This window comes from Flavivirga spongiicola (assembly GCF_030540825.1).
Taxonomy (GTDB): Bacteria; Bacteroidota; Bacteroidia; order Flavobacteriales; family Flavobacteriaceae; genus Flavivirga; species Flavivirga spongiicola.
The window spans coordinates 4,831,735-4,848,285 of the sequence record NZ_JAUOEO010000001.1 but is presented as its reverse complement, the minus strand read 5'-3'; the positions used below and the strand labels follow the sequence as shown (position 1 = coordinate 4,848,285).

The following is a 16,551-nucleotide window of genomic DNA, read 5'->3' as shown; positions in this document are numbered from 1 at the left end:
TCGCTTGCTTTATGGGTTGATATTGAGCTCTTCAAGCAGAGGTTATTTCCATCGCTTATTTTGTATTATCTCCGCTTGCTTTTACCTATATCATTAATTATAACAATTTTGGTTTTCATTTTAACATGGTATTTATCAGTTTATTTATCTTATATTTAAGACGATTTAATAACATGGCATTTATCATTTTTATATAATTATTAAGAGCAAGATTATTTAGATTAAATTTAAATTAGATCAAGGTTACGCTCATATGATATTTGTCAGTTTTTGTACATTTTAATTAAGATAATTTTATCCTTTTAAAAATCAAATATGGAGTTCTTATGCCTATAAAAAGTTATTTAGCTCACCCTCAAGAAGGTAAGAAAGAAGCGCTTATTGAAGCCTTATCTAAGATAGATCATTGCGAAGTGATTCCTGCTGAAAACAAAGACTTACTTATTGTGGTAACTGATACAGAAAGTAAAATTGACGACGAAAAAATAAAAGAATCTATTGAAGCTATTAAGAGTTTAAAATTGCTAGCAATGGTTTCTGGCTTTAATACACCCAAAAACAATTAAATATGCAAAACTCTTTAACAACCAGAAGAAATTTTATAAAAAAAATGGCTGCAGCTGCGGCAATGACAGCTGCAGCATCAATGTTCCCAGGAATTATATTTGCTTCAGAACAAAATGCCAATCTACCAAAAGGAGCTAATTTGGATTGGAAAAAAGGACCTTGTCGTTTTTGTGGCGTAGGATGTGGCATCTTGGTAGGAGTTGACCAAGGAAAAGCAGTAGCCGTAAAAGGAGATCCGAATTCCTCAGTCAACAAAGGATTACTTTGTGTAAAAGGCTATCACCAAATCATGTGTACGCAAGCTAAAGATAGACTAACACATGCTTTGGTTAAGAAAAATGGAAGATACGTTCAAACACCTATTAATGAGGCCTTAGACATTGTTGCTAATAAAATGAAAGAGACCATTGAAAAACATGGTAAAGATTCAGTCGCGATGTATACGTCAGGACAATCTACAATTCCTGAGGGTTATGTAGCTTCAAAATTAATGAAGGGTGCCATTGGAACTAATAATTTAGATTGTAATGCCCGTTTATGTATGGCAAGTGCAGTGGCAGGATTTTTAACCACTTTTGGTGCTGATGAACCGATGGGGTGTTATGAAGATATTGACCATGCAGATTATTTTATTACCTGGGGAAATAATATGGCAGAAATGCATCCCGTATTATTCTCAAGAATGTTGGAACAAAAAAATAGGAGAGGCGCAAAAATTATAGATTTTGCTACGAGAACAACACGTTCCAGTACAGCATCTAATAAATCAATTTTATTCGAGCCCCAAACAGATTTAGCTGTTGCCAATGCCATTTGTTATGAAATTATTAATAATGGTTGGGTAAATAAAGCATTTGTAGAAAACCATGTGAATTTCAATAAAGGCTTAACAAATATGGGTTATGGTTTAGAAGATAATTATAAGTTTAAAGATAAGCCAACCAAAATTGATTTTGAAGCTTATAAAAAATTCTTAGAAGATTATACTCCAGAAAAAGTAGCAAAATACTCTAAAGTATCTGTAAAAGATATTAAATATTTAGCTGCTATTTATGGAGATCCTAATAAAAAAGTAGTTTCTTATTGGTGTATGGGAATGAACCAGCATACAAGAGGAACCTGGATTAACAACTTAGTGTATAACATTCACTTATTAACTGGTAAAATTTCACAGCCTGGAAATGGTCCATTTTCATTAACAGGTCAGCCTTCTGCTTGCGGTACAGCCAGAGAGGTAGGTACGTTTACACATAAATTACCAAAAGGTGTGGTAATGAATGAAAAACACAGACGTTTGGCAGCTAAAATATGGAAAGTGCCTTATGAAAGGATTCCAGCAAAGCCTACCTACCATGCCACAGAAATGTTTAGGGCAGTAGATCGTGGTGATATTAAATTTATCTGGACACAAGTTACTAACCCTTTAGTGTCATTACCAAAAACAAGTCGTTACCGTCCAGGCATGGAAAAAGAATCTTGCTTTGTTGTGGTTTCTGATGTGTTTCCAACACCAACATCTGATGTTGCTGATGTTATTTTACCTGCGTCCTGGCATATAGAAAAAAGTGGCTTGTACGGAAACTCAGAGCGTAGAACACAGCATTGGGATAAAATGGTGGAAGGACCAGGAGAAACAACTCCCGATGCATGGATGACTATTGAAATTGCAAAACGAATGGGGTATGGTGATTTGTTCCCATATAGTGAAGAAAATCACGTAGAAGAAATATATAACGAATACAGACAGTTTCATGAAGGGGCAAAACACGGCATGGCACCTTTAGAAGTTCTTAAAAAAGAATCTGGGGCTATTTGGCCTTATGTAGACGGAAAATCTACACAATGGCGTTTTAATGCAAAATATGATCCTGCATGTAGTAATGATAAAGACTTTCATTTTTATGGAAAACCAGACGGTAAAGCTGTTATTTGGCAACGCCCTTATGAACCAGCACCAGAGGTTCCCGATGCGGAATACCCTTTTTGGTTAAATACAGGACGTGTTATAGAGCATTGGCATACAGGTTCTATGACTCGTAGAATTCCGGTATTACACAAAGCGATGCCATCGGCTTATGTAGAGTTTCATCCGGATGACGCTAAAAATCTGGGGATTAGGAATGGTGAGAAGATAAAAATAAGTTCAAGAAGAGGCTCATGTATATTGCCAGCTTCAATAAATGAAAGGGGCTTACCTACTAAAGGACAGGTTTTTGTGCCTTTCTTTGACGAAAACATGTTGATTAATGATGTAACATTAGATGCTTTTTGTCCTATTTCTAAAGAGCCCGACTATAAAAAATGCGCTGTTAAAGTTGAAAAAGCATAGCAATGAAAAAAAGACTAGGTATCATATCGTTATTTGTAATTCTTTTTATAGCATTTATTACTATTTGGAATTACAGTTATCAAATAGGATTGGAGGAAGCCTATATCCCAATTGAAGATAGCAAGTATATCTCTGCAATTCCTTCCGAATCAGGTGTTTTTAAACGATCTAAACATGCTTTAGATTATAAAAATATGCCTATAGATAAGAATCATCAAAGGTCACTCACAACATATTATAAAAATAGGGCCTACCACGGTGCGCCTCCCAGTATTCCACATCCTGTAAATGAACAGCAAAATATGGGCGGGAAAAGTTGCTTAAAATGCCATGAAAATGGTGGATTTACTGAGAAATTTCAAGCGTATGCACCTGTAACACCACACCCGGAATTGGTAAATTGTAAGCAATGTCATGTAGAACAAAACACCCAAACTTTGTTTAAAGGCGGAAATTATGCAAGTGTCATTGCTCCAAAAGCTGGAGTTAATAATGCGTTGCTTGGAAGCCCTCCAATGATTCCACATCAAATTCAATTGCGAGAGAACTGTTTATCCTGTCATGCAGGGCCTAGTGCACCTAAGGAAATAAGAGTTTCACATCCCGAGCGTGTTAATTGTAGACAATGCCACGTGCCTAATAATAAAGAGATGACTGAGGTAGGAACATTTAAAAGAGCTGGTAATGGAGAGTAATATAAATATTATGAGTAAAATAGTTTGTTTTTCTTTTTTCTTACTTGCATTTTTTTCTTGTAAACATCATGAAGATGAATATCATAGTATTACTGATAAGATTGAAGCTGAAAGCAAAAACTATCATGGGACTTCAATATCTTCTGAAGAACATATAGGTGATATAGAAACAATTGAGATTACTGAGGGAGAACATACCTTTTTAATTCCGGAACGAAAAAGTCAAATTAAGTCTTACGCTTGTACGGAGTGTCACTCGAAACCTTTGGCACAGATGAAGAGTAAGGACCTTAAAAAAGCCCACTGGGATATTAAAATAGATCATGCCAATGCGAACACCATGAATTGTGTGACCTGTCATAACCCAGATAATATGGATAATTTAAGAAGTCTGACAGGAAATACTATTGATTTTAATAACAGTTACAATCTGTGTAATCAATGCCATACCAAACAATTTGAAGATTGGAAAGGTGGTGCGCATGGTAAACGTATTGGAGGTTGGGCACCACCAAGAGCGTCTATGACTTGTGTAAACTGTCATGACCCACACAAACCTCATTTTGAATCGAGATGGCCAGCACGTTTTAATACCCAAAAAGTAAAAGAAAGAGAATAACTAACACCATTTATGGAATTAATAATATTTAGGTATGAGTAATAATAACAAAAAATGGTTTTCATTAAATCTTGGTAGGAAGGAGAAAGAATCTTCCGGTTCTTGTGGTTGTGGAAAAACCTCTGGAGGTTGTGGTTCCTCATCTGATTCTCATCAGATGACTGATGAAGCATTTGCTACAGCTGCAATAAATGCTTCTATTGGAGAAGAAAGAACCAAAGATGGATTTGAGCAAGTCTTTGATGTAAAAATGGATAGACGAACTGCTTTTAAGAAGTTAACAGCAAGTTTGTTAATTGGAGCAGGTGCGGTGAGCACATCCTGTAGCGTAATTAGTGGCGATGAAACTAAAGAAAAATCACAAATAGATTGGGAGGAGCAATTTAAAGGAAACTATAAATTGATGACCGATGAAGAAAAAGGAGCAACTGTCGATAGGTTGGTAAGATCATACCAATTAAGAACCGGTAAAAATATAAGCATGTCTTCCAAAAATGCTGAAGAAGATGTGTTGTTTGGATACGCTTTCAATATTTCAAAGTGCCAGGGATATATGGATTGTGTAAATGCTTGTGTAGAGGAAAATAATCAAGACCGAAACTCACAGATGCAATACATAAGAATTCATGAAATGAAGGATGGTAAAGGTTTCAATTTTAATGAAGCTGATGATAATTATTATCATGAAGTGCCTGCAGAAGGTCATTTTTACATGGGAACACAGTGTTTTCATTGTGATAATCCACCATGTGTAGAGGTATGTCCAGTGCAAGCAACCTGGAGAGAAGATGATGGCTTGGTGGTTGTAGATTACGATTGGTGTGTAGGTTGTAGATATTGTATGGCAGCTTGTCCTTACGATGGTAGACGCTTTAATTGGAGTAAGCCCGAAGTTCCGGAGGCTGAGATTAACAAGAATCAGCATTATTTAGGAAACCGTATGCGTAAGAAAGGTGTTATGGAGAAATGTACATTCTGTGTGCAACGATCCAGAGCTGGTAAAAATCCAGCTTGTGTTGAAGCTTGCCCTACAGGTGCCAGAATTTTTGGAAACTTATTAGACCCAAATAGTACCATTAGATGGGTTTTAGAAAATAAGAAAGTATTTAGATTAAAAGAAGATTTAGGAACAGAACCTAAGTTCTGGTATTTTATGGATTAGCCTGTGTTAGACCTGCCGTTGGCAAGCAAGCGCCCAAAATATAAAAACTAAGAGTTATAATATAAAGTTTATATGAAATGAGCTACGACAAATATTTTGTACCAAACGATATGTCTATGAGCGAATTACATCTGACCAAAAAATAAAATAAAAAGAAACAGATGAAACGATTAAAAGTTTTTGGAAGTTTAGTTAAGGACAGTTTAGATACTATAACGCATGGTTCTAAAAAATATCATTTATGGATGGCACTTTTAACCTTTGTCATGTTGGTTGGAATGTATTGTTATTCTATTCAATTAGAACAAGGACTTAGTGTCACCGGTATGACGGATAGAGTAAGTTGGGGTTTGTATATTTCTAATTTTACTTTTTTAGTTGGAGTTGCCGCTGCTGCTGTGATGCTTGTGATGCCAACTTATGTTTTAAAGGATATAGATTTTAAACAAGCCGTGCTTATTGGTGAAGGATTAGCCGTAGCGGCACTTATTATGTGTTTAGCTTTTGTAATTGCAGATATGGGAGGCCCTTCGGTTTTATGGCATATGATACCTGGGATTGGAGTATTTAATTTTCCAAACTCCATGTTAACGTGGGATGTTTTGGTTTTAAATGGATATCTATTTTTAAATATTAGTATTCCGTTTTATATTCTATTTAGACGTTATCAAGGTAAAACACCTAATCCAAAAGTATATATTCCCGGAGCTTTATTATCTGTTTTTTGGGCAGTAGGGATCCATTTAGTTACAGCATTTTTATATCAAGGCTTACAAGCCAGACCATTTTGGAATAATGCTTTGTTAGGACCTCGTTTTTTAGCTTCTGCGTTTGCAGCAGGCCCTGCATTAATTATATTGGTATTAGCTATTATAAGAACGTTTACCGCGTTTAAAATTGAAGATAAAACCATAAAGAAAATAGCTATGGTGGTTACTGTGGCAGCTCAGATAAATTTAATCATGCTAATTTCAGAATTATTTAAAGAGTTTTATGCGCCTACCCACCATAGTGAAAGCGCTTATTACTTGTTTTTTGGACTGGAAGGTAAAACAGCACTTTTACCATGGATTTGGACTTCTATTTCTATGAATGTGGTAGCCACCGTTATTCTAACATTCCATAAATTACGTAATAACTTCAAAATATTATTTTTTGTCTGTATCCTTTTGTTTGCTGCCATTTGGATAGAAAAAGGTTTCGGACTTATTGTTCCCGGTTTTATTCCAGGACCTTATGGAAAAATAGCAGAATATACACCTACCGGTATTGAAATAGGTGTTACACTGGGGATCTGGGCACTTGGAGCCTTTGTATTTACAATACTTGCAAAAACTGCTATTGGTATAGAATTAGGGAAATTAAGATATAAAAAGAAAAACGTAAATTAGTAGGTTATGCTTCTGTAAATTTAAATTTAAAATATCGTTAAATATGATATATATCAGGTTATTTATTCTTAAAATATGAGAAATTTATACCTAAGTTTAGATGTACTTTTTATGTTTCAAAAAATGACTTAAGATATTATCACAATGTTCTAAAAACGATTTTTACAGGAACTTTAATCAAGATAGAAATTTAATATAGTGAATCTTAAAAAAAACATATTACCGGACAAAAAATCGAGATGGAGACCCACCGCGATTTTTTTAATTGCAGTCATTACCGGACTAGGTCTTTTTATGGCAAAGGAAGCTGAGGTGGTTTCTTATATGTCAGACAATCCACTAGCTTGTGTAAACTGTCATGTTATGACACCAGTTTATAATAGTTGGATGCATAGCTCGCATAGGGAATGGGCAAACTGTAACGATTGTCATGTGCCTCATAATAATGTATTTAATAAGTATTATTTTAAGGCGAAAGATGGTTTATTCCATGCTTCTGTTTTTACTCTAAGAGCGGAACCAGAAGTGATGTTTATGCGTGAAGAATCGCAGGAAGTTGTACAAAACAATTGTATTCGTTGCCATGTACAGCAGGTGACTCAAACCAAATACGATGGTTGGATAGATGATCATGCTAAAAACAGAACAGATAGAAAATGTTGGAGTTGTCACCAAGAAGTACCTCACGGGACAGTACATGGAATATCGACTATAAGAAATAATATAGCGCCAATTCCAACAGACACAGAAGAAACCGTTATTCCGGATTGGTTAGAAAAACAAATAGCAGACAAATAATTATAACAAAAATGAAAAATAAAGTATTATTTATTGTTACCGCAGTAGTAGTATTTCTACTAGGATTGTTAGCATCTAGTATTGTTAACAGAAAAAAAGAAGCCAAATATCAATATGTTCCAAAAGTTGAAATAAGCGAAAACGAACCACGAAATGAAGAATGGGGTAAAAATTTCCCAGCAGAATATCAATCGTTTTTGCAAACGGCAGAAACAGATTTCGCATCACAACAAGGTGGGTCTGCTATGAGAGATGTATTGCACGAAGATTCACGTTTAGTAGTTCTTTTTGCTGGATATGGATTTGCAAAAGATTACAATCAGGGTAGAGGTCATCAATATGCCATTGAAGACTTAACAAACTCCCTAAGAACTGGAGGGCCTAAAGGAAAAGGGGACGGCCCTATGCCAGCTACATGTTGGACCTGTAAAAGTCCTGATGTGCCTCGTTTAATGAACGAAAATGGCATTGCTGAATTTTATTCAGGAAAATGGGCAGATAAAGGGGCAGAAGTAGTGAACCCAATAGGTTGTGCAGATTGTCACGATTCTAAAACTATGAAACTGACTATTTCAAGACCAGCATTAGTTGAAGCTTTTCAAGAAATGGGAAAAGATATTAATCAGGCAACCCATCAAGAAATGCGTTCTTTAGTTTGTGCTCAATGTCATGTTGAATACTATTTTGATAAGAAAACCCCAGGTAACGAAGGTGTTCCTTATTTAAAATTCCCATGGAAAAATGGGATGTCTGTTGAAGCTATGGAGAAATATTATGATGATATTAATTTTAAAGACTGGACTCATAAATTAAGTCGTACGCCTATGCTTAAGGCACAACATCCGGGGTACGAAACTTATTTAACAGGTGTGCATGCAGACAGAGGCGTATCTTGTGCAGATTGTCACATGCCTTATAAGAGTGAGGGTGGTCAAAAATTCACAGACCATCACATCCAATCACCTTTAAACAATGTTGCTAATGCATGTCAAGTGTGCCATAGAGAAGATGCAGATAAATTAAAACAAAATGTTTATGAGCGTCAACGTAAAGCAACAGAAAACAGACTAAAATTAGAAGATTTTATAGTGAAGGCTCATATAGAAGCTAAAAAAGCATGGGACTTAGGAGCGACTGAGGAGCAAATGAAAGACATTTTGATGGACATTCGTCATGCACAATGGCGTTGGGACTATTCTGCTGCTGCTCACGGAGCATCATTCCACTCACCAGTTGAAACTGCAAGAGTTATGGGAAGTGCATTTACTGTTATTCAAGAAGGTCGTTTAAAATTAGCTCGTTTGTTGTCAGATTTAGGACATAACAAACCAGTTGAGATGCCAGACATTTCTACAAAAGAAAAAGCACAAGAATATATAGGGTTAAATGTTGAAAAAATGAAACAAGATAAAGAAGCGTTTAAACAAAACTTAGTTCCGAAATGGTTGGAAGAAGCAAAAGCCCGTGAAGCCAACTACGGTACTAAAAAAGTATCAATGAATAAATAAGGTTATACAAAACCTTGTTGTTATAATTAATTAAAAAGATAACATTTGAGGGTTAAAACCACAAATGTTATCTTTCTTCTTTTAAAACACCCTCATGCAAAAATTATATAAATTCTTTTCATCCTCAAGTTTAGCATTGTTATTGCTTTTAATTTTTGCAATTGCTATGGCTAGTGCCACTTTTGTGGAAAACGATTTTGGTACAGCAACCGCATGGGTAGTTATTTACGATGCCTGGTGGTTTGAAGTCGTTTTGCTGGGATTAGCTATTTCTTTTTTTGCTAATATTTTTAAATATAAGCTATTCCAAAAGGAAAAGTGGGCGACCTTATTATTTCATGTTGCATTTATTATCATAATATTAGGAGCGGCTATTACAAGATATGCTTCTTACGGAGGAATTATGAGAATTAGAGAAGGTACATCTTCTAATATTATTATCTCAGATACTAATTTTTTAACCACAACAATAACTGATGGTACAAATACTAAAACGATAAAAGAAAAGCTATCATTTTCACCCATACACGATAATGATTTTACTTTAAAAACAAACTTTAACGATAAACCAATTATTGTTTCATACAATAATTTTATTGCAGATGCTGTTCCGGAGGTTGTTCATGATGAAACTTTAGGTGAACCGCTTTTAGAAATGGTTGTAACAGTTGGTAATGGTAGAAATACTGTATATCTTAAAAAAGGAGAAATTGAAAAAATTGGAGAACACCAACATGAAATTGGGTTTAACTCCAATAAAAAAGATATTATTAATATTTTAGAAAAAGATGGTGTATTTAGTATTAAAACACCACACGATCTGGATTTTTTTATTATGTCGTCACAACAAGCAGGAAAAGTTGTTAAAGACAGTTTACAAGCTATTACTTTAAGAACATTGTATAGAGATGGCGATATTTCTTTTGTACCATTAGTTTATCATAAAAAAGGAAAATTTCAACTAAAAAGTGTTTCAGAGAAACTTAAAGACAATGATAAAGCTAAAGATGACGCTTTAATTGTAAATGTATCTGTTAACGGAGAAGAACAACCTGTAAATATTTTATACAGAGAAGGCTTTTTACCAACACATCATGATATAGAAATCAATGACACGAGAGTTATTCTATCCTATGGAGCAGGTGCCATTCAAACCCCTTTTTCTATCCAATTAAATGATTTTCAATTAGAAAGATATCCGGGGTCATCAAGTCCTTCAGCCTATGCCAGTGAAGTCACTATTATAGATAACGATACAAAAACACCATTTAGAATTTTTATGAACAACGTACTGGATTATAAAGGATATCGTTTTTTTCAGGCTAGTTATGATACTGATGAAAAAGGAACAGTACTTTCTGTAAACCACGACAGATTAGGGACTTTCATTACTTATTTAGGCTATTTGTTAATGATGTTAGGTATGTTTTTTACGCTTTTCGGAAAAACATCACGTTTTAAATTCATCAATAAAAAACTAAAACAGCTAAAGAAAAAAACTGTTATAACTGCATGTTTCCTCCTTTTTGGTTTGACCAGTATAATAGCGCAAACACCAACAGATTCATTAACTACAGTCGTTGAAAGAGCTATTGAAAATCAGGAAATAGATAAAGATCATGCAGCTTTTTTTGGAAGACTCTTAGTTCAGGATTTAGACGGACGTATAAAGCCTATAAATACATTAGCATCGGAGTTTCTTAGAAAAATTTCCAGAAAATCTAAATTCACATATCCTCTAGCTCATAAAAAAATAGTGTTTGATGCCAATCAAACTTTTTTAGCGATGCATATGTTGCCCCAAATATGGCAACGTGTCCCAATTATAAAAGCAGATTTTACAAAAACAGGAACTTTGTTAGAAAGTGTTCCCAAAGGAAAAAATAATTTAATAGCATTCACTAATTTGTTAGATAAGAAAGGAGATTATCTTTTAACCAATCAAGTGGAAGAAGCTAATAAAAAAAAGCCTTCAGAACGTAATGAGTTTGATAAAGAGGTTTTAAAAATAGATGAACGTTTTAATATCCTTTACAATGTTTTTATAGGTAATTACCTGAAAATTTTCCCAAATAAAAATGACTCAAATAACACATGGTTTAGTTATACGCATCATTTTAGAGATTTTCCAGATGAAGATGCGCAATTTGCAAAAACAATTGTTTCAACATATTTTAAAGATATAACTACAAAAAACTATGGAAGGGCACATGAAAAACTCTTGTATATAAAAAAGTATCAGGAAGTTCTTGGAGCCGAAGTTATTCCAACACCAGAGCGTATTGAGGCAGAATTATGGTATAATAAGGCTAATATTAATTTTTGGTTGTTTCAGGTGTTTTTTACACTTGGTTTTGTCTTGTTAATTTTGGCTATTGTTAAAATGTTTTCAAAGAAAAAATGGATAGAAATTTTAAATAATACATTCATTATTTTGGCATTAATTTCCTTTTTATGTTTTACAGGAAATATTCTTTTACGTTGGTATGTTGCACAACACGCACCATGGAGTAATGGTTATGAAATGCTGATTTTTGTAGCTTGGGTATTAGTGTTGTGTGGGTTGATTACATTTAGAAAATCAGATTTTTCACTTCCTTTATCCACCTTGTTTTCTGGTGCTTTATTATTTGTAAGTTATTTAGATTGGCTAAGCCCGGAAATCACCAATTTAATGCCTGTATTAAAATCGTATTGGTTAAAAATTCATGTAGCTACCATCGTAAGTAGTTATGCGCCTTTAGCCTTATCGGCTATTCTAGGACTTATGGCTTTGTTATTGTCAATTTTTAAAACGCTTAAGACAAAGGACATCATAGAAATTAAAATTAAAGAGCTTACATATATTAATGAAATAGCCATGACTATTGGTTTGTTTGTTTTAGCTGTGGGTACTTTTTTAGGTGGTGTTTGGGCAAACGAATCCTGGGGTCGTTATTGGGCGTGGGATCCTAAAGAGACTTGGGCGCTCATTAGTATTATTGTGTATGCCATTGTTTTACATTTACGTTTTATTCCAAAATTAAATAACAGATATGTACTTAACGTAGCCAGTATGTTTGCTTTTTGGTCCATTATAATGACTTCTTTTGGGGTTAATTATTATCTGTCCGGTTTGCATAGTTATGCAGCAGGAGATCCCCTACCTATTCCAACGTTTGTCTATGTACTAGCTATATTTATGATAGTTGTAGCAGTTATAGCTGCTATTAGAAATAAAGGTTGGCAAACTGTTTAGATAAAATACGGGAATAAAATTGCCTGCACGTCACAGAATGAGATGATTTTGTAACAAATTGTAAACTCGTAAGGCAGTTTTATAACTATAAATACAGAAAACATTTAATGGCTTTTTTTAGAATATTAATCAACGAAATGACTCGAAAACATGAGATTTATCATAAATAAGATGTTTTTGTCTTTTTAAATTTGACAAGTATAATTTAACAATAAAATTAAACTCAAAACAATCAAATATAAAAATAATAAAAGATGAGAAAACAGTATGTAATATTAGGATTATTGTTGGTAGGTTGCTTACAATTTATTCAAGCACAGTTTACATTGGATGGCGAATTTAGGCCACGTACAGAATACCGTAATGGATTTGGAAGCTTAATAGCTGATGATGCAGATGCAGGTTTTGGTATATCAACGAGAGTCCGTTTAAATGCAGGATATAAAACAGATACTTACAAAGTGTTTGTGAGCTTGCAAGATATTATGGTTTGGGGAGAAAACAGACAGATCTTACCTTATGATCAGAATAATTCATTTGCAGTTTTTCAAGCTTGGGCAGAAATTAATTTAGGAGAAGGGTTTTCAACTAAATTAGGACGTCAAGTACTCTCTTATGATGACCAAAGAATTATGGGAGGATTAGATTGGGCACAACAAGGACGTAATCATGATGCTGCATTGTTGAAATACAAAAAAGAAAAGTTTATTTTGGATTTTGGATTGGCATTCAATCAAGATTATTCGCACCCAACAGGTTTCGTATCAACAGGAACTGGATATAATACAACGGGGTTCTTTTCATATAAAACCATGCAATACTTATACTTAAAACAAGCTTGGGAAAACTTTACAGGTAGCTTATTATTAATGAACAACGGTTTCCAGGATTTTGATACCAGTAATGACCCTGATGGCGTAAGTAACCTCCAAACTTTAGGAACTCATTTAGACTATAAAGAAGGAAGCTTTGGTATAGCAGCTAATGCATTTGTACAAACAGGCAAAAGACAAGGAGATGTAGATGTAAAAGGAGCGTATCTTTTAGGTTTAGATGTATCATATAAAGCTTCTGATAAAGTTGGTTTGGGAGCAGGTGTTGAAATAATTAGCGGAAATGATGGTGACCCTGGAGAAACAGGAGCGTTTTTCCCATTATATGGTACCAATCATAAATTTAATGGATTTATGGACTACTTCTATGTGGGGAATCACGCAAATTCAATCGGTTTATTTGATGTTCACGTGAGTGCAAACTTTAAATTAAATGACACTTCTAGTCTTATGGTAAAAGCTCTAAACTTTAGTGGCGAGCAAGAGTTAGCTAGTGGAGAAAAGTCGTTAGGAACAGAGATCGATTTAGTATTCAAAAAGAAATTTAAAGGCTATGCTTTAGTTGCTGGATATTCACACTTATTTCCATCTGATGGGATGTATGAGTTAAAAGGTATTGCTGAAGGTGTAGCATCAGATACACAAAATTGGGGATGGGTCATGTTAGTGCTAAAACCTAAATTTTTAAATGGAACTAAGTAAATAAAGAGATTAACTACTTTTTAAGAACCCTCTTTTAGAGGGTTCTTTTTTGTTTAAGATAATTTTAATAATAAATAAATCATTATTGAAAGATAAAATTTTTTTACCTGTTCAAATTTGTTTAAAATTGTAGGATAATATGGACTGCCGGCGTGCTCTGTCGCGTGCCGGCAATCCATGTTCGGGTACGGGTCCTTTAGACCTCCCCGAAGTTATGGAGGCGTCCCTTGTTTAGAAAGGCCCCGTCCTTTAGAACCTATTCTTTAAACGAACCGATGCGAAAAAACAAGCCCCCCGAGCTGGCGCTCTACGAATTTGACGGGATCTTCGAGCGCCTGTACCATCCGCTGTGCCTCTATGCCCATGGTTACGTCCGCGACCTGGGCCTTTGCGAGGACATCGTCCAGGGCGTCTTTCTGAAGGTATGGGAGGAGAGGTCCTCCTTCCGTGGCAAAGAGATGACGGACGGCCTGTTCTATACCGCTGTAAGGAACAGGTCCCTCGACCACCTGCGGAGCAAGCGTGCCAGGGACGTTAGGGCCTATCCGTTGGAGGACCTGGAGGCCCTGCAGGGGGAGAGCGACTTTATATCGGAAACGATCATGACCAACACATCGGAGATCGTGGAAAGAGCGATCGGGTCGCTGCCCGATAAGTGCGCGGAGGTCATAAGGTCTGGCATGGGAGGCCTCACGAACAGGGAAATAGCCGGGGAGATGGGCATATCCGTGCATACGGTCAAGGAATACAAGAAGATCGCCTATGGGAAGCTCCGGAAAATCTTAGTCCACTTAAAAATTAAATAAAACTTTTTTGATCTTTCACCCCCCCCATTTCCCCTCCTCTACGTTATAGTAATATAGAACCCTTATTATTCCTTGATTTATGGAGAGCCCAGGTAAGACCAGATCACTTTCGGAGAAGATAGCCGCTTCGTTGCTAATGGGCGAGGCCCCCGTTGACCTGGAAGGACTCGACGGGCTTACCGAAGAGGAGAAAAAGCGCATACTCTTTAATATTACCGATAGGGACAAGAGGGAAGAACGCGTAGGACTTATAAACAGACTGGATAAGCAGAAAGCCCGAAATATTATCCTGGGCCGCGAAAGGCAAAGATATGCCAAACGGAAAAAGGCCTACCTGTACGGAGCGATGGCAGCATCCGTGGCCCTGTTTCTGGTCATGGCGCTCCTTTTGGACGAGAACGGCGGACCGCAGAAGGGTACGCCGGCCATTTCGGCCAACCATATAGAAGCGGGCACGGACAGGGCGATCCTGACCTTGGGCGACGGTTCCCGGGTGAGCCTGGAAAAAGGGCGGACCTACCGATCGGGCAATGCCTCGAGCAACGGCGAAGAGATAGAATACCGTGCAGGCGGAAGATCGACGCCGCCAAGAGAGACCGCCTACAATACGCTGAGCGTCCCCCGAGGGGCCGAATTCCAGATAAGGTTATCGGACGGCACCAGGATATGGCTGAACTCCGAGACCCGGCTGAAGTACCCCGTGGCGTTTGGCGAAGGAGAAACGAGGCAGGTAGAGCTTGTCCATGGCGAGGCCTATTTCGATGTGTCGCCAAGTAGATTGCACGGCGGCGCGAAGTTCAAGGTGGTCCATGAGTTCCAGGACGTCGAAGTCCTGGGGACCGAGTTCAATATCAAGGCCTATAAGGAGGAGGGAAACATCTATACCACCCTGGTGGAGGGCAAAGTATCCGTCAACCAGCAGGATAAAAAACAACTTCTTGCACCCAACGAACAATTAAACCTGAATACCCAAGATAAAAAAATGACCATGGCAAGAGTCGATACGGACAAAGAAGTCTCCTGGAAAGAAGGCGTGTTCAGCTTCCGGAACAAAAGCTTAAAGGATATCATGAAGACCCTTTCCCGTTGGTACGATATGGAAGTGGTATTCGAAAACAAGGTGATAGAAAACGAAATGTTCATGGGGTCGTTCAACAAGGGCCTATCGATAGAGGACGTTATGACATCAATTAAAAACACCAATATCATCAATGGCTACCACATAAAGGAAAAGACATTGACCATCAAGTAGCGGACAGAGGGCAAGGATGGCCCGGGGCACTCAAAGGACGTGCCGACGGCTTGCATAATAATCAAACAAAAAAGAACAAGACCATGGGCCAGCAATAGATCAGCCCCGACCATGAAAGCAGATATAATCCCATTTACACTATAAACCCCGTTTTTAAACTAAATGAGCAGCCAAGCACTATTTGAATTCGATACGAGTACGACCGATAACGGCCACGGTACCGCAGAAGCGATCGATGGCATGACCGTAACCTTGTCAGGAGGCTCCGGGCTCGAACCGTCCCCGGGCCCAGTAGGAGGAAAAGCCCCAAATCTAGCCTCCGCTGGCCCAGACCGCACCGATGCCATTTCCTTTACGGTAAGGGCACCGGCGACCGGACCCGGTGACCGGCCATTGGATTCTTTTCAAAGACTGCCCAATGAAGGCGGCAGGTCCCAAAAAGCCTCGGCATGTCCAGATGAAGTAGAGTATATGGTGCACATCAAGGACGTTCCAGGATCAAAGCTCATAAGGATATACAATAATTCAGGAGAAAAGATCTTACAGGGTAAAAATAAAAGCGAAGAAGCAGCCCATCTAACAAAAGGCCTGTATTTTTTCAAGTACCTACGGGTGAGCAGGCCCCGGAAACTAAAAAAGATATGAAGCAGC

At 36.9% G+C, this 16,551-nt stretch carries 12 protein-coding genes; all 12 read left to right on the top strand.

The genetic code is table 11. The features are described from left to right. The first annotated feature begins 326 nt into the window (after positions 1 to 326). Positions 327 to 566: a hypothetical protein gene (locus tag Q4Q47_RS19200; protein WP_303308259.1), complete on the top strand. Its 240-nt coding sequence runs from the start codon at positions 327 to 329 to the stop codon at positions 564 to 566. A gap of 2 nt (positions 567 to 568) precedes the next feature. Beyond that, positions 569 to 2,896 carry a molybdopterin-dependent oxidoreductase gene (locus Q4Q47_RS19195; protein WP_303308258.1) on the top strand — a complete coding sequence of 776 codons (2,328 nt, stop codon included), beginning with the start codon at positions 569 to 571 and terminating at the stop codon, positions 2,894 to 2,896. Between the two features lie 2 nt (positions 2,897 to 2,898). Next, a complete protein-coding gene (locus tag Q4Q47_RS19190; protein ID WP_303308257.1) occupies positions 2,899 to 3,591 on the top strand; it encodes a multiheme c-type cytochrome in 693 nt (230 codons plus the stop codon). Continuing rightward, positions 3,581 to 4,210, top strand: a complete 630-nt coding sequence (locus tag Q4Q47_RS19185) for a cytochrome c3 family protein (RefSeq protein ID WP_303308256.1) — start codon at positions 3,581 to 3,583, stop codon at positions 4,208 to 4,210. The genes Q4Q47_RS19190 and Q4Q47_RS19185 overlap by 11 nt, the downstream gene beginning before the upstream one ends. Before the next feature lie 34 nt (positions 4,211 to 4,244). Beyond that, a complete protein-coding gene (locus tag Q4Q47_RS19180; protein WP_303308255.1) occupies positions 4,245 to 5,372 on the top strand; it encodes a 4Fe-4S dicluster domain-containing protein in 1,128 nt (375 codons plus the stop codon). Between the two features lie 161 nt (positions 5,373 to 5,533). Next, on the top strand, positions 5,534 to 6,763 hold the full coding sequence (gene dsrP / locus Q4Q47_RS19175; protein WP_303308254.1) for a sulfate reduction electron transfer complex DsrMKJOP subunit DsrP: 1,230 nt from the start codon (positions 5,534 to 5,536) through the stop codon (positions 6,761 to 6,763). Positions 6,764 to 6,961: 198 nt separating this feature from the next. Next, a complete protein-coding gene (nrfH, locus tag Q4Q47_RS19170) occupies positions 6,962 to 7,561 on the top strand; it encodes a cytochrome c nitrite reductase small subunit (protein WP_303308253.1) in 600 nt (199 codons plus the stop codon). Positions 7,562 to 7,572: 11 nt separating this feature from the next. After that, positions 7,573 to 9,069, top strand: a complete 1,497-nt coding sequence (nrfA, locus tag Q4Q47_RS19165; RefSeq protein WP_303308252.1) for an ammonia-forming cytochrome c nitrite reductase — start codon at positions 7,573 to 7,575, stop codon at positions 9,067 to 9,069. Positions 9,070 to 9,163: 94 nt separating this feature from the next. Further along, positions 9,164 to 12,307: a cytochrome c biogenesis protein gene (gene ccsA, locus Q4Q47_RS19160; protein WP_303308251.1), complete on the top strand. Its 3,144-nt coding sequence runs from the start codon at positions 9,164 to 9,166 to the stop codon at positions 12,305 to 12,307. 254 nt (positions 12,308 to 12,561) lie between these two features. Then, positions 12,562 to 13,842, top strand: coding sequence for an alginate export family protein (locus Q4Q47_RS19155; RefSeq protein ID WP_303308250.1), 1,281 nt, complete (start codon positions 12,562 to 12,564; stop codon positions 13,840 to 13,842). A 275-nt stretch (positions 13,843 to 14,117) separates the two neighbouring features. Next, positions 14,118 to 14,648, top strand: a complete 531-nt coding sequence (locus Q4Q47_RS19150; protein ID WP_303308249.1) for a sigma-70 family RNA polymerase sigma factor — start codon at positions 14,118 to 14,120, stop codon at positions 14,646 to 14,648. A gap of 79 nt (positions 14,649 to 14,727) precedes the next feature. Continuing rightward, positions 14,728 to 15,900 carry a FecR family protein gene (locus tag Q4Q47_RS19145; protein ID WP_303308248.1) on the top strand — a complete coding sequence of 391 codons (1,173 nt, stop codon included), beginning with the start codon at positions 14,728 to 14,730 and terminating at the stop codon, positions 15,898 to 15,900. Positions 15,901 to 16,551 lie beyond the last annotated feature (651 nt).